The following is a 19,816-nucleotide window of genomic DNA, read 5'->3' on the forward strand; positions in this document are numbered from 1 at the left end:
CACGCCGAACGCGGCGCCCACCGTGAGCAAGATCATCAGGCCTTCCGCGTCCATGGCAGCGTCCCTTGTCCGGGTTTCCTGCCTGACAGGGTATTCCTGCGACAACTTGCCGCACAGATACAGATCGTTTCCGAATGTGCGGATCAGTCCTGCAGTCCGAACCTTCAGCCCTGCAGCGAGTGGATGATCCGTCCCAGGGTCTCCATCGCCTGTTCGCTGGTGGCGGTCCATGGATGCCCGTAGTTCAGGCGCAGGCAGTGGCCGAAGCGCCGCGTCGCCGAGAAGATCGGCCCGGGTGCGAGGCTGATGCCCTGGGCGTGGGCGAGCTGGAACAGCTTGAGCGCGTCGATCTGCTCGGGCAGTTCCAGCCAGAGGAAGTAGCCGCCGCTGGGGCGGGTGACGCGGGTGGCGGCGGGGAAGTGCCGGGCCACGGCGGCGAGCATCGCGTGCTGCTGGCTTTCCAGCGCGTGGCGGAGCTTGCGCAGGTGGCGGTCGTAGCCGCCGTGTTGCAGGTAGTCGGCGATGGCCGCCTGCGCTGGCACCGACGCCGACAGGCTGGTCATCAGCTTGAGCCGCTCGATCTGCTCGGCGTAGCGCCCGCCAGCCACCCAGCCCACGCGGTAACCGGGCGCCAGGCTCTTGGAAAAGGAGCTGCAATGCATGAACAGGCCCTCGGTGTCGAAGGCCTTCACCGGCTTGGGCGCCTGGGCGGCGAAGTACAACTCGGCGTAGACGTCGTCCTCGATCAGCGGCACCTGGTGCCGGGTCAGCAGGGCGGCGAGGGCGCGTTTCTTCTCCTCGCTCATGCTGGCGCCCAGCGGGTTCTGGAAGTTGCTCATGAACCAGCAGGCCTTGATCGGCAGGCGCGCCAGGCTGTCGGCGAGCACGTCGAGGTCGATGCCTTCGCGCGGGTGCACGGGGATCTCAACCGCTTTCAGTTTCAGCCGTTCCAGCACCTGCAGGCTGGCGTAGAAGGCCGGGGCTTCGATGGCCACGAGGTCGCCGGGTTGGGTCACCACCTGCAGGCACAGGTTGAGCGCTTCCAGCGCGCCGTTGGTGACCACCAGTTCCTCCACCGGCAGCGGCATGCCGCCGACCATGTAGCGCAGGGCGATCTGCCGGCGCAGGGCGTGGCTGCCGGGGGCGAGGTCAGCCACCACCGAACGCGGGTCCATGTCGCGCACAGCGTGTGCCATGGAGCGCGCCAGGCGCGGCAGGGGGAACAACTCCGGCGCCGGGAAGGCCGAGCCGAACGGCACGGTGTCCGGGTCCTTGATCGAGCTGAGCACCGAGAACACCAGTTCGCTGACGTCCACCTCGGTGGTCTGGGCGTCGTGGCGGGCGATTTCCGGCTCGGCCAGGGCGCGCTGCACGTGCTCGCGGACGAAGTAGCCGGAGCGCGCGCGGGCGACGATCAGGCCTCGGTCCTCCAGCAGGTAATACGCCTGGAACACCGTCGAAGCGCTGACCCCGTAGGTGCGGCTGGCGTGCCGCACCGAGGGGACTTTCTGGCCGGGGGCGAGTACGCCGCTGCGGATCAGGCCGGCGATCTCGTCGGCGAATTTCTCGTAGCGCTTCATCTTGTCCTGCGGGGCGCCCTGGGCGGTGGTGGAATCCGCCCACTCTAGGCGTTGCGCCGAGGTCACGCCAAGCTCCCGTGCCATGCTCAGCGCCTCGGCGAGACGAAGGTACTGGCGGCGTCGATGGCTTCATGGCCGTCGCTGATCCTGAAGTGCAGCGGCAGCGAACCACCGGCGCTGCTCTGCGCTTCGCTGGCGACCGAGACGGCGAAGTCGCGGATCTCGCCCGGCTGCAGCATCAGTTCCGGCACGCCTTGCAGGCGGTAGCCGGCTCCATCGGCGAGGCTCAGCTGGTAGTGCTGCGGTTGCTGGGTCTTGTTGATCAGCTTGAGGTTGTAGATGTTCTCGATCTCGCCGGCGGCGTTCTCGCGGAACAGGCCACGGTCGCGGGCGACGTCGAGGTTGATCAGCGGCCGGGCTTCCAGCGCCCAGATGAACGCGCCGATCATCACCAGCAGCACCGCCGCGTAGCCGATCAGGCGCGGGCGCAGCAGGTGGGTCTTGCCGCCTTCGAGCGCACGCTCGGAGGTGTAGCGCACCAGGCCGCGGTCATAGCCCATCTTGTCCATCACCGAGTCGCAGGCGTCGATGCAGGCGGCGCAGCCGATGCAGGCTATCTGCAGGCCGTCGCGGATGTCGATGCCAGTGGGGCAGACCTGTACGCACTGGTGGCAGTCGATGCAGTCGCCCAGGCCGAGGGCCTTGGGATCGGCGTCCTTCTTGCGCGCGCCACGGGACTCGCCGCGCGCCGCGTCGTAGGAAATGATCAGGGTGTCCTTGTCGAACATCACGCTCTGGAAGCGCGAGTACGGGCACATGTGGATGCACACCTGCTCGCGCAGCCAGCCGGCGTTGGCGTAGGTGGCGGCGGCGAAGAAGGCCACCCAGAAGGTGCTTTCCAGGTCGAGTTTGAAAGTGAGCAGATCCATCACCAGCGGGCGCACCGGCGTGAAGTAGCCGATGAAGGTGATCGCCGTGGCCAGGCTGACCAGCAGCCAGAGGCCGTGCTTGGCGCTTTTGCGCAGGACTTTCTCCGTGCTGACCGGGCCCGCGTCCCGCTTCATGCGCTGGTTGCGGTCGCCCTCGGTGACCTGCTCGGCCCACATGAAGATCCAGGTCCACACGCTCTGTGGACAGGTGTAGCCGCACCAGACGCGGCCGGCGAATACGGTGATGAAGAACAGGCCGAAGGCGGCGATGATCAGGATTGCCGAGAGCAGGATGAAATCCTGCGGCCAGAAGGTCGCGCCGAAGATGTAGAACTTGCGCTCGGGCAGATCCCAGAGCACCGCCTGGCGGCCGTTCCACTGCAGCCACAGGGTGCCGAAGAAAAGCAGGAACAACAGCGCACCGCCTAGGCGGCGGAGATCGCGGAAACGTCCGGCGAAGCGCTTGGTGTAGACCGTCGGGGTGACCGCCGACAGTGGTTTCGGCGGCGGGGTGAAGCGTTGCGGTGCGTCGATCTCGATGACCTTCGCGGGGATTCTTTCGCTCATTATCGTGGCCCATCAGGCAGAAGAGGCGCCGCGACTGTACGAATCGGTCTGCACCCGAAACAGATTCAGGTTCGCCGGAAAAAACCATATCAGATGGTGAAATTCGCTCCGCACCGCGCCGTTGCAGGGTTGGTGCCACGCGCCATGAGACGGCTGATCGGGCCTGTTGCGGCAACCGGTCGCAGGCCAGCCGGGGCAGGCCTCTCCCGCATCTGATCCGGTTTTTCCCGTGTTATCTGCCGCTGTTTTGCACAACAGCCGCCGGCCATAGTTCGGTCAACCGCAATGTGGCGCGCCCGACGACAGAAGCAGGCTGCCACGCAACGATCCGAAGGTGGCCTGGCGATGTACCGATACGACGATTACGACCGCGCCCTGGTGCGTGAACGGGTGGCGCAGTTCCGCGACCAGGTGCAGCGGCGCCTGAGCGATGAGCTGAGCGAAGAGGAATTCCTGCCGCTGCGCCTGCAGAACGGCCTGTACCTGCAGAAGCACGCCTACATGCTGCGGGTGGCGATTCCCTACGGCACCCTGTCCAGTGAGCAGATGCGCACCCTGGCCTGGATCGCCCGCGAGCACGACCGCGGCTACGGCCACTTCACCACGCGGCAGAACATCCAGTTCAACTGGGTGGAACTGGAGCGCGTGCCGGACATACTCGAACGCCTCGCCGAGGTCGAGATGCACGCCATCCAGACCTCCGGCAACTGCGTGCGCAATATCACCACCGAGGCCTTCGCCGGGGTCGCCGCCGACGAGTTCCTCGACCCGCGCCCACTGGCGGAAATCCTTCGCCAGTGGTCCACGGTGAACCCCGAATTCCTCTTCCTGCCGCGCAAGTTCAAGATCGCCCTCTGCGCCGCCGAGGAAGACCGCGCGGCGGTGATGATGCACGACATCGGCCTCTACCTGCGCCGCGCTGAAGATGGCGAGCTGCGGCTGAAGGTGCTGGTGGGAGGCGGGCTGGGGCGCACGCCGATGCTGGGCCAGGTGATCCGCGACGACCTGCCCTGGTGGCACCTGCTGTCCTACGTCGAGGCCATCCTGCGCGTGTACAACCGCCACGGCCGGCGCGACAACAAATACAAGGCGCGGATCAAGATCCTGGTGAAGGCGTTGGGTATCGAGGCGTTTTCCCGCGAAGTGGAAGAAGAGTGGCAGCACCTGCGCGATGGCGAGGCGCAGCTGACGCTCGATGAGTACCAACGCGTCGCAGCGGCATTCGATCCGCCGGTCTACGCGCCTTCCGACGAGCTTGCTTACGGCTCTGCGCTGGCTGCCGACGCGGCGTTCGCTCGTTGGGTCTCGCGCAACGTGCGCCCGCACCGCGTGGCGGGGTACGCCAGCGTAGTGCTGTCCACCAAGCCGGGTGCCGAGGCGCCGCCGGGCGATGCCACTGCTGAACAGATGGAGCGGGTAGCCGACTGGGCAGAGCGCTACGGCTTCGGCGAAATCCGTGTCGCCCACGAACAGAACCTGGTGCTGCCGGACGTTCGCAAGGCCGATCTCCACGCCCTGTGGCAGGAGGCTTGTGCCGCTGGGCTGGGTACACCGAACCAGGGCCTGCTGACCGACATCATCGCCTGCCCCGGTGGCGATTTCTGCGCGTTGGCCAACGCCAAGTCGATCCCCATCGCCCAGGGCATCCAGCAGCGCTTCGAGGACCTGGACTACCTGCACGACCTGGGCGATCTCAGCCTGAACATCTCCGGCTGCATGAACGCCTGCGGCCACCACCACATCGGCAACATCGGCATCCTTGGCGTGGATAAGAACGGCAGCGAGTGGTACCAGATCACCCTGGGGGGCGCGCAGGGCGTGAAGAGTGCGCTGGGCAAGGTGATCGGCCCATCGTTCGGTGCCGCCGAGGTGCCGGATGTGATCGAGGCGCTGGTGCAGACCTACGTGGAGCAGCGCGGCGCTGGCGAGCGCTTCGTCGAGACGGTCGAGCGCATCGGCCTGGAGCCTTTCAAGGCGCGGGTCTACCGCCAGGCGGAGGAACCGGCATGAAGAACCTGATTCGCCTGCGCGATGGTGTGGCCGAGCTGGCGCCGAATGATCCCTGGACCTTGCTGCGCGAGGTGCCGGAGGAACTGTCCGAAGGCCGACTGATCCTGCCGTTGAAGAGCTGGCTGGCGCTGGAGTCCGGTGACGGTTACGGCGTCTGGCTGGCGCCGGACGAAGACCCCGAGGAGTTGATCTGGCGGCTGAAGGAGCCGGCGCTGATCGCCATCGATTTCCCCAGCTTCCGCGACGGCCGCGGCTACAGCCTGGCCTACCTGCTGCGCAGCCGCCTGGGCTGGCGCGGCGAGTTGCGCGCGGTGGGCGATGTGTTGCGCGACCAGCTGGCGCACCTGCGCCAGTGCGGTTTCGACACCTTTGCCGTGCGCGAGGACAAGTCCGTGGAAGACGCCTTGAAGGGGCTCGCAGGGCTCAGCGTACTCTACGGGCGCTCGGTCATCGAGCCGCGCCCGCTGTTCCGGCGACGCTCCTAGGGCGTCACTATCGCGCACGGCCAGGGCTGCAGTGGGTCGGCCAAGCTTGACGCTGTGCCGGGGGGCAGGAAAAATGCGGGCATCATCCACGGCGCCCGCGCGCCGCTGGTAACCCACGTATTCGAGTGACCCCCAGAATATGCGCATGCGCCTGATGCTGTTGGGTGGCGGTAATGCCCTTGGACAGGCGCTGATCCGCCTGGGCGCCGAGGAAGACATCGGCTTCCTCGCCCCCCGACCGCCCGACCAGGGATGGGACGCCGCCAGCCTCACCGTGCTGCTGGACGAGACCCGTCCCGACGCGGTGATCAACCTTGCCTACTACTTCGACTGGTTCCAGGCCGAGGCTGTCGAGGCCGCCCGCCTGGCCAGCCAGGAGCGCGCGGTGGAGCGTCTGGCCGAACTCTGCCAGCACCACGAAATCCTGCTGATCCAGCCCTCCAGCTACCGCATATTCGATGGCGCCCGCGCCACTGCCTATAGCGAGAAGGACGAGCCGCTGCCGCTCGGCCCGCGTGGCCAGGCGCTGTGGCGCATGGAACAGTGGGTGCGGGCGACCTGCCCGCGCCACGTGCTGCTGCGTTTCGGCTGGCTGCTCGATGACAGCGCCAATGGCGTGCTCGGCCGCTTCCTCGAACGGGCGGAAAAGGAGCAGGTGCTGTTCCTCGCCGACGATCGGCGCGGCAACCCGACCCCGGTGGACGATGCCGCCCGGGTGATCCTCTCGGTACTCAAACAGCTCGACTGCCAGGCGCCGCTCTGGGGCACCTACCATTACGGCGGCCTGGAGGCGACCACCACCCTGTCCCTGGGCCAGGTGGTGCTCGGCGAGGCGCGCGCCTTCCGTGCGCTGGCCGTCCAGGAACCGAGCCCGCAGGCCCATGCCGCGCGCCCCGATGCCGGTGACGAACCGCAGCACGCGGTGCTCGCCTGCAAGAAGATCCTCCACACCTTCGGTATCAAGCCGCGCGCCTGGCGCGCCGGCCTGCCCGCCCTGCTGGACCGTTACTACCGCCATGTCTGATCGCCTCATTCCTTCCGCGCAGCCCATCCTCATCACCGGCGGCGCGGGGTTCATCGGTTCCCATCTGGCGGATGCCTTGCTGGCGCAAGGGTTTGCCGTGCGCGTGCTGGATGACCTGTCCACCGGCAAGCGCGCGAACCTCGATCCGCGCGTCGAGTTGATCGTCGGTGATGTCGCCGATGAAGCCGCGCTGCGCGGTGCGGTGAGCGGTTGCCAGGGCGTCGTGCACCTGGCGGCGATCGCTTCGGTGCAGGCCTCGGTGGAAGACCCGGTGGGTACCCACCGCGCCAACTTCATCGGTACGCTGAACCTCTGCGAAGCCATGCGCCAGGAAGGCATCCATCGGGTGCTGTTTGCTTCCAGCGCGGCGGTCTACGGACAGAACGGCGAAGGCAGCGCCATCGACGAGGACGTGGTCAAGGCGCCACTGACGCCCTACGCCTCGGACAAGCTGGCCAGCGAGTACTACCTGGACTTCTATCGCCGCGAGCACGCGCTGGAGCCGGCGATCTTCCGCTTCTTCAACGTCTACGGTCCGCGCCAGGATCCGTCTTCGCCGTATTCCGGAGTGATCAGCATCTTTGCCCAGCGCGCCGAACAGGGCTTGCCGATCACCGTGTTCGGCGACGGCGAGCAGACCCGCGATTTCATCTACGTCGGTGACCTGGTGAAGCTGCTGATGACCGCGCTACTGGCGGACGAGGTGGCCGAGTCGGCGATCAACGTCGGCCTGGACCAGTCCACCAGCCTGAACCAGCTGCTGGCCGAGATTGGCAAACTCACCGGCGGCCTGCCGCCAGTCACCTACCAGCCGGCGCGCCACGGCGATATCCGCCATTCCCGCGCCGACAACCGCCGCCTGCTGGCGCGCTATCGCCTGGATGAGCCGACGCCGCTGGCCGAAGGCCTGGCCCAGCTGATCACCACCAGGGTTTGTTGATTGCCAGGAAGAAAACGCCTGCCAGCGAACTCAGGGCGAGCACGCTGAAGACTGCCTTGGGTGCCCGCGAGGTACTGCGCAGGGCGAAGGCTGCGAGCAGGATATAGAGCACCAGCAGGCCGATCTTCACCTGCAGCCAGACCGGCAGCGGCCAGGGCATCGCCAGGTGCACCAGGCCCAGGGCGCTGAGCAGCAGCAGGGTGTCGATCAGGTGAGGCAGGCCGCGCTGCCAGCCCGAGGGCCGTTTGCCCCACCAGCTCAGTCCCAGCCGCAACAGGAAAAGGGCGGTGCTGATGATGGCGAGGCTGACGTGCAGTGCTTTGAGTTCGAGATACATACCGGTTCCCTGAAAATGAAAAAGGCGCCCTTGGGCGCCTTTTCATGTTTGCTCCGTTAGAAACGGTAGCCGAAACCAACCATGTAAACCCAGGGGTCGACGTCGACATCGACCTTGGTTTTCTGGATGCCCAGTGCGGACGGGCCGTCGACACTGGCCTTGGTGTCGATGTCCATATACCAGACCGCGGCGTTGACGAAGGCGTGCTCGTTGAGCATGTAGTCCATGCCCAGTTCAGCGGCCAGGCCCCAGGAGTCCTGCAGCTTCAGGTTGCTGAAGCCCTGGTCCTTGCGAGCACCGGTGAGGTCTTCGTCGAAGAAGGTGGTGTAGTTGACGCCGAGTCCGCCGTAAGGCTGGAAGGCCGAGTTGGTACCACCCATGGGGTAGTACTGCAGGAGCACGGTCGGCGGCAGCTGCTTGATGTCGGCGAGCTTGCCATCGAGACCGCCGCCCAGGCCTTTTACATCGACCTGATGCTTGAACGGAGTAGCGGCGACCAGCTCCACGCCGATCTTGTCGGTGAGCAGGTAGGCGAAGGTCAGACCCAATTGGGTGTCGCTATCGACGGTGGCCTTGGTGCCGCTGGCTTTTACGCCATCGAACTTGAGGGCGCTGCTGCTATCGTCCGGCGCAACGGTGGCGATACCGCCGCGGACGAGGAAGTCGCCAGCCTGGTGGCCACGGATGTCGGCGGCCTGGGCTGCGATCGGTGCTGCGACGGCGAGTGAGAGAAGCGAGGCGGTGAGCCAGGACTTACGCATGATGAGCTCCAATATCTCTTTGGTATAAGTGTTGGTGCTCAGAATAGTAGAGAGCGCTAAAAGCGCTCTTTTGATTTGGCTCAATAAAGACCCCAAGCTTCCCATGGCAAAGGCGTGCGGCAAGATGCCGCACGGTCGTCACTGCCCGGTGTATTCGTAGGGTTCGATGCTGCTGGCCTGCATCTGGTAGCCGGCCTCGGCGAGGTCGCTCTCCACCGCTTTCACGCTCAGCGTGCCGATGATCCAGAACGGTTGGTAAAGCTCGTCGACTTTTACACCCTTGCCGCCTCGAACATAGACGATCTGGTTGGACGGCGGCGGTGGCACGTGGATGCACGCGCCGTAGTAGGGCACCAGCAGGAAGTCGCGGACGGTCTGGCCGTCTTCCTCGACTTCCAGCGGCACGATGTAGCCGGGCATCTTCACCTGCTGGCCATCCAGCGCCTTGACCACCGGGGCGTCGGGTGTCTGTTGCTTCACCGCCGGGCCGCTCTCGGCGTTGAGCACGTCGGAGAGCTTGGACATGTCATGCAGCGGCACGGGCGGTGGAGGCGGCGGCGCGCCCTCGGGGATCAGCTCGGGCCAGGTCAGCTCGCGCGGCGCCGCCCAGACGGCGGCGCTGGTGAGCATCAGCAGCAGGAATAGCAGACGGCGCATGGGACTTCTCTGTAAGGGGCTGGCTCAGAGGCGGATCGACAGGCCATCGGCCAGCGATTGCCGATAGGCACGCCACGCCGGCACACAGCCGATCAGCAGCGCGGCCAGAAGTATGCCGCCCAGCAGCGACCATTCATAGGCGCTGGGCAGCGCCAGTGGCAGGAAGATGCCGTAGTTCGCCTGCACGTAGGCCTGGCTGCCGGCGACGCCGGCATACAGCAGCCCGACGCCCAGCGTCACGCCGGCCAGCGCCAGGGCAAAGGCTTCGGCCACCAGCAGGCTGAAGATGTGCCAGGGGCGTGCGCCCACCGAGCGCAGGATGGCCATTTCCCGGCGGCGCTCGTTGAGGCTGGTGAGAATGGCCGTGAGCATGCCGATCAGGCCTGTCAGTACGACGAACAGCGAGACCACGAACAGTGCCTTCTCCGCCGTGCCCATCAACCCCCAGAGTTCCTGCAACGCCACGCCGGGGAGAATCGCCATCAGCGGCTCGCCGTCGTATTCGTTGATCTGCCGCTGCAGGGTGAAGGTGGCGACCTTGCTCTTGAGGCCCAGCAGGAAGGCGGTGATGGCCTTGGGCTGCAGGTCCATCGTCCGCGCCTGGTCCTCGCTGATACGCCCGGCGCCACGGGCCGGTACGCCGTTCTTCCAGTCGACGTGCAACGCTTCCATGCCCTGCAGGGAAATGTGCAGGGTGCGGTCCACCGGAGTGCCGGTGCGCTTGAGGATGCCGACCACGGTGAACGGCTTGTCGTCGTGCTGCACCAGGCTGATGGTGCTGACGCCGTGGGCCAGGACGATCTTGTCACCCAGCTTGTAGTGCAGCGCTTGGGCCACTTCGGCACCGAGCACCACGTCGAACAGGTCCTGGCCGAACGGCCGGCCTTCGGACAGTTCCAGCATCTGCCCGCGGCCGAAGCGGTAGTGCTCGAAATAGCCGGTGTCGGTCCCCATGACGCGGTAGCCGCGGTGCGAGTCGCCCAGGGAAATCGGGATCGCCCACTTCACCAGGGGGCTGTGGGTGACGGTTTCGTAGCTTTGCCAGCGGATGTTGTTGGTGGCGTTGCCGATGCGGAACACCGAGTAGAGCAGCAGGTTCACCGAACCGGAGCGGGCGCCGACGATCAGGTCGGTGCCGGAGATGGTGCTGGCGAAGCTGGCCTTGGCCTCGGTGCGTACGCGCTCCACCGCCAGCAGCAGGCAGGCGGAGAGGGCGATGGCGAAGATGGTCAGCAGCGCGGTGAAGCGACGGTTGGAGAGGCTGGCGAGCGCCAGGCGCAACAGGTACATGCTCAGATTCCCGGGGCGCGGGCGGCGCGGTTGAGGTCGGCGAGCGAGACGCTGCGGTCGAACAGCGGCGCCAGGCTCTGGTCATGGCTGACGAACAGCAGGCTGGCTCCGGCCTCGCGGCATTCGGCGAACAGCAACTGGAGGAAGGCTTCGCGGGCGTCGGCGTCCAGTGCCGAGGTGGGCTCGTCGGCGATCACCAGTTCCGGCTGGCCGATCAGCGCTCGGGCAGCGGCGACGCGCTGCTGCTGGCCGATGGACAGGCTGTCGGCGCGGCGCTCGATCAGCGTCGCCTCGCCCAGCCCCAGGTGCTTGAGCAGTGCCTCGGCAGCCTTGGTCACGCTACCATGGCGCAAGGTGGCCCGTTCGGCGCGGCTGTGGGAGAAATGACAGGGCAGTTCGACGTTCTCGCGGACCGAGAGAAATGGCAGCAGGTTGAACTGCTGGAAGATGTAGCCGGTGTGGTCGACGCGGAAATGATCGCGGCGCGCCGACTTCATCTGCGCGATGTCCTCGCCCAGCAGCTTCACGCTGCCGCGCTGCGGGCGCTGCACACCGCCGAGCAGGCCGAGCAGGGTGGTCTTGCCGCTGCCGGAGGGCCCCTTGAGGAACAGGGTTTCGCCGCGGGCCAGGGTGAAGGCGGGAATGTCCAGCAGCTCCGCCTGGCCGGGCCAGGCGAAGCCGAGGTTGTCGAGTGCGAGCAATGCGGTCATCTCAGCGCGTCGTGATCAGAAGTTCAGGGTCGGGTTGGCGGCGGTCAATTCTGCACCTTGCTGGCCGCTCGGGCCGATCAGTTGTACCTGAATCTTCTGGGTCGCCGGGAAGCGCTTGAACAGCGGCGCGAAGTCGAGAGTGGCCAGGTCCTGCGGTTGGGCGCAGGTCAGCTGGTAGTGGGCGTCGATATCGGCGTGGTGGTGGCCTTCGTGTTCGTCATGGTCGCCGTCGTCATGGTCATGCTCTTCTGCCTTGGGCGCATCGCCGAACAGCGGGCTGGAAAGCTCCACCGACTGCACGCTGCACTTGGCCGAGGCGGGCAGGGCAAGCAGTTGCAGCGGTTGCTTGAGCTGGGCCTGCACGGTGGCGACCGTGGCCTTGTCGGCGTCGCTGGTGGCGGCATGCTCGAAGCCGACGAAGTTCATCGCCGGGCTGTCCACCTGCAGTTCCAGGGTCTTGCCGTCGAGGGCAACGTTGAGCTGGGCGACGCCATGCTCGTGCTTGCCGAGGCTGCCGTGTTCATGTTCGTCGTGGGCTTGGGCCGCGAGGGGCAGCAGGGCGACAGCGAGGAGCAGGGGGCGCATGGGAGACTCCGGTCTGATGAATGATTTTGTTACGTTATAACAGATGAAAAATTAAGGCCAGCTTAGCGTGCGTTTGGCGTGGCGCCGATGCCGTGGGAGCATGCGCGAAACCGCGTGAGGAGAAGGGCGATGCTGAGAATCAAGGGCACCATCGGCGACTGGCCGGTGGACCTGACTGTGGAGATGGATGACGCCGACTGGGCCCGGCTGGCGCAGAGCCTGCCGGTGGCGGCCGTTGTGCCGTCCGCGCCGGTTACCGCTCAGCCAGCGGCTGCTGGCCCGGCGGACAAGCTATGGCTGGCCGCGCAGGACCTGTTGCGCCGCAGCGGCAGCACGGAAGGGCCGGAGTTGATGGATGAGCTGGAAGCGCTGGCGGGCAGCACGGGAGCGGCGAAGGGATTGCTAGTGCGCCTGCGGCACAGCCCGCAGGTGAAGATCGAGGTGCGCGATGGCGTGCAGGTCTTCACCTGGGCAGATGAGTAGCCGGGAGACTACAGAAAGAAAAGGCGCCTCGCGGCGCCCTTTTCATCAATACAGCAGATTCGCCAGCTTGCGGCGGTAGGCGATCACCAGCGGGTGATCGTTGCCCAGCAGGTCGAACACCTGGACCAGCGTCTTGCGCGGCAGGTCCTCGCCGTAGCCGCGGTTGCGCGCGAAGAGCTTGAGCAGGGCATCCAGTGCCGCCTCGTACTGCTGGCGCGCCAGTTGCTGCACGGCCAGCTGGTAGGTGGCTTCGTCGTCGTTGGCGTCAGCGGCCAGGCGGGTCTTCAGGGTAGCGGCGTCGGGCAGGTCGGCAGCCTGGCGCAAAAAGGTCAGCTGGGCCTTGGCGGCGGCCAGCGCCTGCTTGTGGTCGTCGCTCTTCACCGCGTCGAGCACGGTTTCGGCTTCACCCAACTCACCGCGCTCGGCGAGGCAGCGGGCGTAGAGGATCAGCGCCGCAGCGTTGCTGTTGTCTTCGCCCAACAGGACTTTGAGCTGCGCTTCGGCCTCGGCGAAACGGCCTTCGTTGAAGGCTGCCTGCGCCAGCTCCAGCGGGTTGCCGGCGGCCGGGGCGGGCGGCTGGACGTGCTGCTCCAGCATCTGGCGGATCGCCGATTCCGGCTGCGCACCGGCGAAGCCGTCCACCGGCTGGCCGTCCTTGAACAGCACCACGGTGGGCAGGCTGCGGATGCCGAAGCGCATCACGATGTCCTGCTCGACGTCGCAGTTGACCTTGGCCAGCAGCAGCTCGCCCTGGTACGACTCGGTGATCTGCGCCAGCAGCGGCATCAGCGCCTTGCACGGGGCGCACCAGTCGGCCCAGAAGTCGACCAGCACCGGCTTGTGGAAGGAGTTCTCGATGACGACCTGATCGAAGTTAGCGATGCTGGCGTCGAAGATGTAGGGCGTATCGCTCATGGGAAATCTCGAATCGAGTGGGGCGATGAAGGTGGTTGCCACTATAAGTGGGGGCGCTGCCTGACGGAAACAACCCGCCCGGTCGGGCAGCGTAATTCCCTTCAGGAGCAATATGGGACGGTGATACGGCCGGGAAGGCCCCAGCGTGCCGATGTCACCCGCGGCGTGCGTGATACAGGCTTACATGGCGGAATTCGGCCGGCTCGGCCAGGTCCGGCCAGGTGCAACCGTCGAGTATGCCCAGGCGCTGGTACAGCGGATGGCTGAAGTCGCGGACCCGCGAATCCGCCACCAGGGCTTCGCGGCCGCGGCTGAGGAACTCGTCCAGCAGCGGCAGGTTGGCGCGGTCGTAGAGCACGTCGGCGACGATGATCAGATCAAAGCGGTCCTCTTCCTGGAAGAAATCCGCCGAGTAGGTCAGCTCCACGCCATTGAGCTCGGCGTTGGCGCGGCAGGCGTCCAGCGCCAGCGGGTCGAGGTCGCAGGCCACTACCTCGGCGGCACCGGCCTTGGCGGCGGCGATGGCGGCGATGCCCGAGCCCGCGCCGAAGTCCAGCACGCGCTTGCCCCGCACCCATTCGGGTTTCTCGGCCAACCAGTGCGCCAGCACCAGGCCGCTGGCCCAGCAGAAGCACCAGTAGGGCGGCTCTTCGAGGATGCGCCGGGTCTCGTCGGGGCTGAACTCGCGGTCCATGTTGTTCGCATCGATCAGCCACAGGTCGATGTCGGTACCCGGCAGGCGTTCTGCGCACAGGCGTGCGTCGCCGAGCAGTTCGCCCAGGGCCTGTTGCAGGGAAAACGGTGGCGTCACGGTGCGCGCTCCAGCCGCAGTTCGCCCAGAGCGCGGGTTTCCGGTTGGGTGATGCGCACCGGCGGCAGGCGCCAGGCCAGTTGGCCGGACTGCGAGACGCGGCCATGCAGTTCCACGCGGGCATTGGCCGGGAAGGACTGCGGATTGAAGATCAGCCGGAAGGGCAGCGCCTGGCCGTTGGCGATGAGCTTCTCGCTGGAAAGCAGTTGTTGCGGACGGTCGCGCTCGTCGATCACCAGCAGCGCGACTTCCACTTCACTACCCGCCGGCAGGTAGCCCTGGGAGCTGCTGAGCTGGCCGGAGAGGGCACGCATGTGCGCCGGCACCGGTTCCAGTGCGGCAGGCGCCGAGTTCTTCGGTGCGGGCGCCGGCGCAGCGGCGGGCACGGGTTTTTCGCTGGCGCAGGCGGCCAGCAGGGCGGTGAGGGACAAGCAGAGCAGGCGGGTGTACATGGCGGGCTCCATCGCGGCAGATTCCAGGCGGGCGCTTATATAGCGTAATGCCTGCGGCTTGTCTGCGGGGAGCAGGGTTTCTTCGGCCAGGCGATGCGCTACCATGGCCCCTTACCTCTTCCTCCGACAAGACTGCCCAAGACTCGCCATGCATTGTCCTTTCTGCGGCGCCCACGACACCAAAGTCATCGATTCGCGCCTGGTCGCCGAGGGCGACCAGGTCCGCCGGCGCCGCGAGTGCCTGGCCTGCGGCGAGCGTTTCACCACCTTCGAGACCGCCGAGCTGGTCATGCCGCGCCTGATCAAACAGGACGGCAGCCGCCAACCTTTCGACGAGGACAAGCTGCGCGCCGGCATGCAGCGCGCGCTGGAGAAGCGCCCGGTGAGCATCGAGCGGCTGGAAGAGGCGCTGGCGCACATCAAGCACAAGCTGCGCGCCACCGGCGAGCGCGAGATCAAGTCGCGGGTGCTGGGCGAGCTGGTGATGGCCGAGCTGCAGAAGCTCGATGAAGTCGCCTACATCCGCTTCGCCTCGGTCTACCGCCGCTTCCAGGACCTCAACGAGTTCCGCGAGGAAATCGAGCGCCTGGCCCGGGAGCCGGCGAAAGAATGAGCGGCGTCGATTCCGTGAACTGCCCGGATGAAGCCTGGATGGCCCGCGCCATCGAGCTGGCCCGCAAGGGCTGGTACACGACCCATCCCAACCCTCGCGTCGGCTGCGTCATCGTCCGCGATGGCGAAGTCGTCGGCGAAGGCTGGCATGTGCGCGCCGGCGAGCCTCACGCCGAGGTCCACGCCCTACGCCGGGCCGGCGACAAGGCCCGTGGCGCCACCGCCTACGTCACCCTGGAACCCTGCAGCCACTTCGGTCGTACGCCGCCCTGCGCCGACGCCTTGATCGGCGCCGGCCTCGCCCGCGTGGTCGCGGCCATGCAGGACCCGAACCCGCAGGTCGCGGGCAGCGGCATGCGGCGCCTTGCCGAAGCCGGTATCGAGGTGCGCTCCGGCGTGCTGGAAAACGAAGCCCGCGCCCTCAACCAGGGCTTCCTCAAGCGCATGGAGACCGGCCTGCCCTTCGTCCGCGTGAAGCTGGCGATGAGCCTGGACGGCCGCACCGCCATGGCCAGCGGCGAGAGCCAGTGGATCACCGGCCCGGCCGCTCGCCGCGCCGTGCAGCGCCTGCGCGCGCAGGCCAGCGTAGTGCTCTCCGGCGCCGATACCGTGCTGACCGACGACGCCCGTCTGACCGTACGCCCGGATGAGTTGGGCCTGGACGCCGAGCAGACCGAGCAGGCCTCGCAGCGCCAGCCGCTGCGCGTGCTGATCGACGGGCGCCTGCGGGTGCCGCTGACCGCTACTTTCTTCCAGGCCGGTCCGGCGCTGGTGGTGAGCACCCAGGACGACCCGAACTACGCGGTGGTCGGCCACGAACTGCTCAACCTTGCCGGCCTCGACGGCCAGGTCGACCTGCTGGCACTGCTGAGCGAGCTCGGCCGCCGTGGCGTCAACGAAGTGCTGGTGGAAGCCGGGCCACGGCTGGCCGGCGCCTTCGCTCGCCTCGGGTTGGTGGACGAGTACAACATCTTCATGGCGCCCAAGCTGCTCGGCTCCTCCGCGCGGCCGCTGCTGGAGTTGCCGCTGGAGCGCATGAGCGAATCCCGCGAGCTGAAGATCGTCGACATCCGCGCCGTGGGTGACGACTGGCTGGTCACCGCCAGACCGCTGTGATGGCGCGCCGGCGTAGCCCTCGCCGGCCAGTCGGCGGACGCGCAGTGATCAATAGGAAGCTTCCGACTTGCGCCGGCCTGTGGTAAAACGCCACACGCGGTCGACGCTGTAACGACCGCGATTGACGTTCTCAGGGCGGGGTGCAAGTCCCCACCGGCGGTAATGACGCGCAATGCGTCTAGCCCGCGAGCGCCTGTCCAGACCGGTTCGCCGGATGGCCAGGGTCAGCAGACCCGGTGTGATTCCGGGGCCGACGGTCATAGTCCGGATGAAGAGAGAACGGGATAGCCATCGGGGCGTGCCTGCGCGCGTCCGAGAAGTCCCTTCGATCCGATACGCCCTGTTTTCTAACGAAAAACAGGAGTTCGCCTCATGCAATACCTTTCCCTGTTGGCTTCGCGGGCCTGTCGGCCGGCTGCCTTCTCCGTGTGGGAGGCAACATGTTCACCGGCATAATCGAATCCATCGGAGCCATCGCATCCATCACCCCGAAAGGCGGTGACGTGCGCCTGTACGTGAAGACCGGCAAGCTCGACCTCGGCGACGTCAAGCTGGGCGACAGCATCGCCGTCAACGGCATCTGCCTGACTGCGGTCGAGCTGCCCGGCGACGGCTTCTGGGCCGACGTCAGCCGCGAGACCCTGGCGCGCACCGCGTTCGCGCAGCTCAAGATCGGCAGCCGGGTGAACCTGGAAAAGGCCCTGACCCCGACCACCCGCCTGGGCGGCCACCTGGTCAGCGGCCACGTCGACGGCGTCGGCGAGATCGTCAAGCGCGAGGAAAACGCCCGCGCCATCCAGTTCACCGTGCGCGCACCGCGCGAGCTGGCCAAGTACATCGCGCTCAAGGGCTCGATCACCGTGGACGGCACCAGCCTGACGGTGAACGCGGTCAACGGCGCCGAGTTCGAACTGACCATCGTCCCGCACACCGTGCAGGAGACGATCATGGCCGACTACCGCGGTGGCCGCCTGGTCAACCTCGAAGTGGACCTGCTGGCGCGCTACCTGGAGCGCCTGCTGCTCGGCGACAAGGCGGCTGAACCCAGCGCCGGCGCCGGCGGCATCACCGAAGCATTCCTGGCCGACAACGGCTTCCTGAAACACTGAAAAGGCTCGTCCCCGTATGGCACTCAACAGCATTGAAGAACTGCTCGACGACATGCGTCAGGGCAAGATGGTCATCCTCATGGATGACGAGGACCGCGAGAACGAGGGCGACCTGATCATCGCCTCCGAGTGTGTCCGCACCGAAGACATCAACTTCATGGCCCGCTTTGCCCGCGGCCTGATCTGCATGCCGATGACCCGTGAGCGCTGCGAGCGCTTGGGGCTCCCGCTGATGGTGCAGCGCAACGGTTCCGGCTTCGGCACCAAGTTCACCGTCTCCATCGAGGCCGCCGAAGGCGTCACCACCGGCATCTCCGCCGCCGACCGCGCCCGCACCGTGCAGGCTGCCGCGGCGAAGAACGCCGTCGCTGCCGACATCGTCAGCCCCGGCCACATCTTCCCGCTGATGTCCCAGCCCGGTGGCGTGCTGGCTCGCGCCGGCCACACCGAAGCCGCCTGCGACCTGGCGCGCATGGCCGGCTTCGAGCCGTCCGGGGTGATCTGCGAGATCATGAACGACGACGGCACCATGGCCCGTCGCCCGGAACTGGAAGAGTTCGCCCAGCAGCACGGCATCAAGATCGGCACCATCGCCGACCTGATCCACTACCGCCTGATCCACGAGCGCACCGTCGAGCGCCTCGCCGAGCAGCCGCTGGATACCGAGCTGGGCCAGTTCAACCTGATCACCTACCGCGACTCCGTGGAAGGCGACGTGCACCTGGCGCTGACCCTGGGCAAGGTCTGCGCGGAAGAGCCGACCCTGGTGCGCGTGCACAACCCCGACCCGCTGCGCGACCTGCTGATGGTCAACCAGGCGGGCCGCTGGAGCTTGCGTGCGGCCATGGCCAAGGTAGCCGAGGCCGGCACCGGCGTGGTCCTGCTGCTGGGCCACCAGGTTGGCGGCGACGACCTGCTGGCGCACGTCCGCGAGATCACCAATACCCCGGCGCCCGCGCAGAAACCGACCACCACCTACAGCACCGTGGGTGCCGGTTCGCAGATCCTGCGCGACCTGGGCGTGCGCAAGATGCGCCTGATGTCGGCACCGATGCGCTTCAATGCGATATCCGGCTTCGACCTGGAAGTAGTAGAATATCTGCCCGCTGACGGGCAGCCCTGATCGCTGCTGCGCTTGGTCAGGCCGCGTTGGAAGCCGCCTCAAAATGCTCATTTACTTCAGTAAACTGCGCTTTTTCGGCGACTTCCGCCTTGCCGGACCTGCGCTCGCGACGCGCTCAGGACTACCCGAATGAACCTCGCCGCCGTGCCCTGGCACGGCGGTGCCGTTCTTCTACCCTATTTGCGGAGCGTCACGCTGACGCTCCGGCTCTTTAACAGTGAGACTTGTCCATGACCCTGAAGACCATCGAAGGTACCTTCATCGCCCCCAAAGGCCGCTTCGCCCTGGTGGTTGGCCGCTTCAACAGCTTCGTGGTGGAAAGCCTGGTGGAAGGCGCCATTGACGCGCTGGTGCGCCACGGCGTTGCCCAGAGCGACATCACCGTGATCCGTGCTCCGGGCGCCTTCGAAATCCCGCTGGTGGCGCAGAAAGTCGCCCAGCGCGGCGAGTTCGACGCCATCATCGCCCTCGGTGCGGTGATCCGTGGCGGTACCCCGCACTTTGAATACGTTGCCGGTGAGTGCACCAAGGGCCTGGCGCAGGTTTCCCTGCAGTTCGGCGTGCCGGTCGCCTTCGGCGTCCTGACTGTCGACTCCATCGAACAAGCCATCGAGCGCTCCGGCACCAAGGCCGGCAACAAAGGCGCCGAGGCAGCCCTGTCCGCCCTGGAAATGGTGAGCCTGCTGTCGCAGCTGGAGGCCAAGTGAGCACCCAGGACGGCAACACCCCGGCCAAGCCCGCCAAGCCGAACAAGATCGCCATGCGTCGCAAGGCCCGCAGCCTCGCGGTGCAGGCCCTGTATTCCTGGCAGATGGCTGGCCAGCCGCTCAACGAGATCGAGGCGACCTTCCGTACCGACAACGATTTCAGCGATGTCGACGGCGCCTACTTCCACGAGATCCTGCACGGCGTGCCGCGCCTGAAGACCGATCTGGACGAGGAATTCACGCCTTGCCTGGACCGTGCGCTGGAAGAGATCGACCCGGTGGAGCTGGCCATCCTGCGCCTGGCCACCTACGAGCTGCGCAATCGCCTGGACGTGCCGTACAAGGTCGTCATCAACGAAGGCATCGAGCTGGCCAAGACCTTCGGCGCCACGGACGGACACAAGTTCGTCAACGGCGTGCTGGACAAGCTCGCTCCGCGCCTGCGCGCCGCCGAACTTCGGGGCGCCAAGCGCTGAGAACCTGCCCATGATCCTACTGCGAGACCGTGATCGGAGCTCATGCGCTGCTCGGAAGCCTCATTTATGGCTCATAAACTCCGGTTCCTGCGCTGCTCTTCGCTCCGCTGACGGCCTCTCGCTACAGATCCTGAACA

General features: G+C 66.6%; 22 protein-coding genes and 1 riboswitch. Of the genes, 11 read left to right on the forward strand and 11 right to left on the reverse strand.

Translation table 11 applies throughout. The features are described from left to right. Positions 1-164: 164 nt before the first annotated feature. Both mapR and ccoG read right to left on the reverse strand, forming a co-directional pair. Positions 165-1,580 (reverse strand): GntR family transcriptional regulator MpaR, encoded by a 1,416-nt coding sequence (gene mapR, locus PNI01S_RS09330; protein WP_024764028.1) that lies wholly within the window; start codon positions 1,578-1,580, stop codon positions 165-167. Between the two features lie 86 nt (positions 1,581-1,666). Beyond that, positions 1,667-3,076, reverse strand: coding sequence for a cytochrome c oxidase accessory protein CcoG (gene ccoG / locus PNI01S_RS09335; protein ID WP_084357996.1), 1,410 nt, complete (start codon positions 3,074-3,076; stop codon positions 1,667-1,669). A gap of 345 nt (positions 3,077-3,421) precedes the next feature. Here ccoG and nirA point away from each other — a divergent pair, with 345 nt between their 5' ends. The 4 genes from nirA (at position 3,422) to PNI01S_RS09355 (ending at position 7,535) form a co-directional block, all read left to right on the forward strand. After that, entirely contained in the window at positions 3,422-5,086 is a 1,665-nt protein-coding gene (nirA, locus tag PNI01S_RS09340; RefSeq protein ID WP_024764026.1) for a nitrite reductase NirA, read from the forward strand. Further along, positions 5,083-5,571: a DUF934 domain-containing protein gene (locus PNI01S_RS09345; protein ID WP_024764025.1), complete on the forward strand. Its 489-nt coding sequence runs from the start codon at positions 5,083-5,085 to the stop codon at positions 5,569-5,571. Before nirA ends, PNI01S_RS09345 begins: the two co-directional genes overlap by 4 nt. Before the next feature lie 139 nt (positions 5,572-5,710). Next, on the forward strand, positions 5,711-6,595 hold the full coding sequence (locus PNI01S_RS09350) for a sugar nucleotide-binding protein (RefSeq protein ID WP_024764024.1): 885 nt from the start codon (positions 5,711-5,713) through the stop codon (positions 6,593-6,595). Next, on the forward strand, positions 6,588-7,535 hold the full coding sequence (locus tag PNI01S_RS09355; protein ID WP_084357998.1) for an NAD-dependent epimerase/dehydratase family protein: 948 nt from the start codon (positions 6,588-6,590) through the stop codon (positions 7,533-7,535). Before PNI01S_RS09350 ends, PNI01S_RS09355 begins: the two co-directional genes overlap by 8 nt. Here PNI01S_RS09355 and PNI01S_RS09360 read toward each other — a convergent pair. From PNI01S_RS09360 to PNI01S_RS09385, 6 genes are all read right to left on the reverse strand, one after another. Continuing rightward, positions 7,516-7,872: a SirB2 family protein gene (locus tag PNI01S_RS09360; RefSeq protein WP_024764022.1), complete on the reverse strand. Its 357-nt coding sequence runs from the start codon at positions 7,870-7,872 to the stop codon at positions 7,516-7,518. The two genes, PNI01S_RS09355 and PNI01S_RS09360, sit on opposite strands and share 20 nt — an antisense overlap. Positions 7,873-7,928: 56 nt before the next feature. After that, on the reverse strand, positions 7,929-8,633 hold the full coding sequence (locus PNI01S_RS09365) for an OmpW family outer membrane protein (RefSeq protein ID WP_024764021.1): 705 nt from the start codon (positions 8,631-8,633) through the stop codon (positions 7,929-7,931). 138 nt (positions 8,634-8,771) lie between these two features. Beyond that, complete coding sequence (locus PNI01S_RS09370; protein ID WP_024764020.1) at positions 8,772-9,290, reverse strand: DUF3299 domain-containing protein; 519 nt, start codon at positions 9,288-9,290, stop codon at positions 8,772-8,774. A gap of 24 nt (positions 9,291-9,314) precedes the next feature. After that, positions 9,315-10,580: an ABC transporter permease gene (locus tag PNI01S_RS09375; protein ID WP_084358000.1), complete on the reverse strand. Its 1,266-nt coding sequence runs from the start codon at positions 10,578-10,580 to the stop codon at positions 9,315-9,317. A gap of 2 nt (positions 10,581-10,582) precedes the next feature. Next, on the reverse strand, positions 10,583-11,290 hold the full coding sequence (locus PNI01S_RS09380; RefSeq protein WP_024764018.1) for an ABC transporter ATP-binding protein: 708 nt from the start codon (positions 11,288-11,290) through the stop codon (positions 10,583-10,585). Between the two features lie 15 nt (positions 11,291-11,305). Further along, positions 11,306-11,875 (reverse strand): DUF2796 domain-containing protein, encoded by a 570-nt coding sequence (locus PNI01S_RS09385; protein ID WP_024764017.1) that lies wholly within the window; start codon positions 11,873-11,875, stop codon positions 11,306-11,308. A gap of 129 nt (positions 11,876-12,004) precedes the next feature. Here PNI01S_RS09385 and PNI01S_RS09390 point away from each other — a divergent pair, with 129 nt between their 5' ends. Continuing rightward, entirely contained in the window at positions 12,005-12,358 is a 354-nt protein-coding gene (locus PNI01S_RS09390; protein ID WP_024764016.1) for a hypothetical protein, read from the forward strand. 45 nt (positions 12,359-12,403) lie between these two features. Here the strand turns inward: PNI01S_RS09390 and trxA are convergent, their stop codons facing one another. From trxA to PNI01S_RS09405, 3 genes are all read right to left on the reverse strand, one after another. Beyond that, complete coding sequence (gene trxA / locus PNI01S_RS09395) at positions 12,404-13,273, reverse strand: thioredoxin (protein ID WP_024764015.1); 870 nt, start codon at positions 13,271-13,273, stop codon at positions 12,404-12,406. Between the two features lie 154 nt (positions 13,274-13,427). Beyond that, entirely contained in the window at positions 13,428-14,084 is a 657-nt protein-coding gene (locus PNI01S_RS09400; protein ID WP_084358002.1) for a class I SAM-dependent methyltransferase, read from the reverse strand. Beyond that, positions 14,081-14,548 carry a YbaY family lipoprotein gene (locus tag PNI01S_RS09405; RefSeq protein ID WP_024764013.1) on the reverse strand — a complete coding sequence of 156 codons (468 nt, stop codon included), beginning with the start codon at positions 14,546-14,548 and terminating at the stop codon, positions 14,081-14,083. Before PNI01S_RS09405 ends, PNI01S_RS09400 begins: the two co-directional genes overlap by 4 nt. Before the next feature lie 136 nt (positions 14,549-14,684). Here PNI01S_RS09405 and nrdR point away from each other — a divergent pair, with 136 nt between their 5' ends. The 6 genes from nrdR to nusB all read left to right on the forward strand — a co-directional run bounded on the left by nrdR (position 14,685) and on the right by nusB (position 19,679). Then, entirely contained in the window at positions 14,685-15,149 is a 465-nt protein-coding gene (gene nrdR / locus PNI01S_RS09410) for a transcriptional regulator NrdR (RefSeq protein WP_024764012.1), read from the forward strand. Further along, a complete protein-coding gene (gene ribD, locus PNI01S_RS09415; RefSeq protein ID WP_089285823.1) occupies positions 15,146-16,264 on the forward strand; it encodes a bifunctional diaminohydroxyphosphoribosylaminopyrimidine deaminase/5-amino-6-(5-phosphoribosylamino)uracil reductase RibD in 1,119 nt (372 codons plus the stop codon). The genes nrdR and ribD overlap by 4 nt, the downstream gene beginning before the upstream one ends. A gap of 122 nt (positions 16,265-16,386) precedes the next feature. Further along, a riboswitch (FMN riboswitch) is annotated at positions 16,387-16,549 on the forward strand. A gap of 155 nt (positions 16,550-16,704) precedes the next feature. Continuing rightward, complete coding sequence (locus tag PNI01S_RS09420) at positions 16,705-17,373, forward strand: riboflavin synthase (RefSeq protein WP_084358004.1); 669 nt, start codon at positions 16,705-16,707, stop codon at positions 17,371-17,373. Between the two features lie 16 nt (positions 17,374-17,389). Then, positions 17,390-18,496, forward strand: a complete 1,107-nt coding sequence (ribBA, locus tag PNI01S_RS09425) for a bifunctional 3,4-dihydroxy-2-butanone-4-phosphate synthase/GTP cyclohydrolase II (protein WP_065084351.1) — start codon at positions 17,390-17,392, stop codon at positions 18,494-18,496. A 230-nt stretch (positions 18,497-18,726) separates the two neighbouring features. Beyond that, the gene (gene ribH, locus PNI01S_RS09430) at positions 18,727-19,203 is read left to right on the forward strand and encodes a 6,7-dimethyl-8-ribityllumazine synthase (protein WP_015475395.1); all 477 of its coding nucleotides are present in this window, start codon (positions 18,727-18,729) and stop codon (positions 19,201-19,203) included. Further along, a complete protein-coding gene (nusB, locus tag PNI01S_RS09435; RefSeq protein ID WP_024764009.1) occupies positions 19,200-19,679 on the forward strand; it encodes a transcription antitermination factor NusB in 480 nt (159 codons plus the stop codon). The genes ribH and nusB overlap by 4 nt, the downstream gene beginning before the upstream one ends. The last annotated feature ends 137 nt before the right edge of the window (positions 19,680-19,816 follow it).

It is taken from the genome of Pseudomonas nitroreducens NBRC 12694 (genome assembly GCF_002091755.1).
Taxonomy (GTDB): domain Bacteria; phylum Pseudomonadota; class Gammaproteobacteria; order Pseudomonadales; family Pseudomonadaceae; genus Pseudomonas; species Pseudomonas nitroreducens.

What these genes read in the sequence shown, in the direction of transcription:
- mapR (WP_024764028.1), bottom strand. Translation starts at nt 1,580, where the DNA reads ATGAAGCGCTACGAGAAATTCGCCGACGAGATCGCCGGCCTGATCCGC.
- ccoG (WP_084357996.1), bottom strand. Translation starts at nt 3,076, where the DNA reads ATGAGCGAAAGAATCCCCGCGAAGGTCATCGAGATCGACGCACCGCAA.
- nirA (WP_024764026.1), top strand. Translation starts at nt 3,422, where the DNA reads ATGTACCGATACGACGATTACGACCGCGCCCTGGTGCGTGAACGGGTG.
- PNI01S_RS09345 (WP_024764025.1), top strand. Translation starts at nt 5,083, where the DNA reads ATGAAGAACCTGATTCGCCTGCGCGATGGTGTGGCCGAGCTGGCGCCG.
- PNI01S_RS09350 (WP_024764024.1), top strand. Translation starts at nt 5,711, where the DNA reads ATGCGCATGCGCCTGATGCTGTTGGGTGGCGGTAATGCCCTTGGACAG.
- PNI01S_RS09355 (WP_084357998.1), top strand. Translation starts at nt 6,588, where the DNA reads ATGTCTGATCGCCTCATTCCTTCCGCGCAGCCCATCCTCATCACCGGC.
- PNI01S_RS09360 (WP_024764022.1), bottom strand. Translation starts at nt 7,872, where the DNA reads ATGTATCTCGAACTCAAAGCACTGCACGTCAGCCTCGCCATCATCAGC.
- PNI01S_RS09365 (WP_024764021.1), bottom strand. Translation starts at nt 8,633, where the DNA reads ATGCGTAAGTCCTGGCTCACCGCCTCGCTTCTCTCACTCGCCGTCGCA.
- PNI01S_RS09370 (WP_024764020.1), bottom strand. Translation starts at nt 9,290, where the DNA reads ATGCGCCGTCTGCTATTCCTGCTGCTGATGCTCACCAGCGCCGCCGTC.
- PNI01S_RS09375 (WP_084358000.1), bottom strand. Translation starts at nt 10,580, where the DNA reads ATGTACCTGTTGCGCCTGGCGCTCGCCAGCCTCTCCAACCGTCGCTTC.
- PNI01S_RS09380 (WP_024764018.1), bottom strand. Translation starts at nt 11,290, where the DNA reads ATGACCGCATTGCTCGCACTCGACAACCTCGGCTTCGCCTGGCCCGGC.
- PNI01S_RS09385 (WP_024764017.1), bottom strand. Translation starts at nt 11,875, where the DNA reads ATGCGCCCCCTGCTCCTCGCTGTCGCCCTGCTGCCCCTCGCGGCCCAA.
- PNI01S_RS09390 (WP_024764016.1), top strand. Translation starts at nt 12,005, where the DNA reads ATGCTGAGAATCAAGGGCACCATCGGCGACTGGCCGGTGGACCTGACT.
- trxA (WP_024764015.1), bottom strand. Translation starts at nt 13,273, where the DNA reads ATGAGCGATACGCCCTACATCTTCGACGCCAGCATCGCTAACTTCGAT.
- PNI01S_RS09405 (WP_024764013.1), bottom strand. Translation starts at nt 14,548, where the DNA reads ATGGAGCCCGCCATGTACACCCGCCTGCTCTGCTTGTCCCTCACCGCC.
- nrdR (WP_024764012.1), top strand. Translation starts at nt 14,685, where the DNA reads ATGCATTGTCCTTTCTGCGGCGCCCACGACACCAAAGTCATCGATTCG.
- ribD (WP_089285823.1), top strand. Translation starts at nt 15,146, where the DNA reads ATGAGCGGCGTCGATTCCGTGAACTGCCCGGATGAAGCCTGGATGGCC.
- PNI01S_RS09420 (WP_084358004.1), top strand. Translation starts at nt 16,705, where the DNA reads ATGTTCACCGGCATAATCGAATCCATCGGAGCCATCGCATCCATCACC.
- ribBA (WP_065084351.1), top strand. Translation starts at nt 17,390, where the DNA reads ATGGCACTCAACAGCATTGAAGAACTGCTCGACGACATGCGTCAGGGC.
- ribH (WP_015475395.1), top strand. Translation starts at nt 18,727, where the DNA reads ATGACCCTGAAGACCATCGAAGGTACCTTCATCGCCCCCAAAGGCCGC.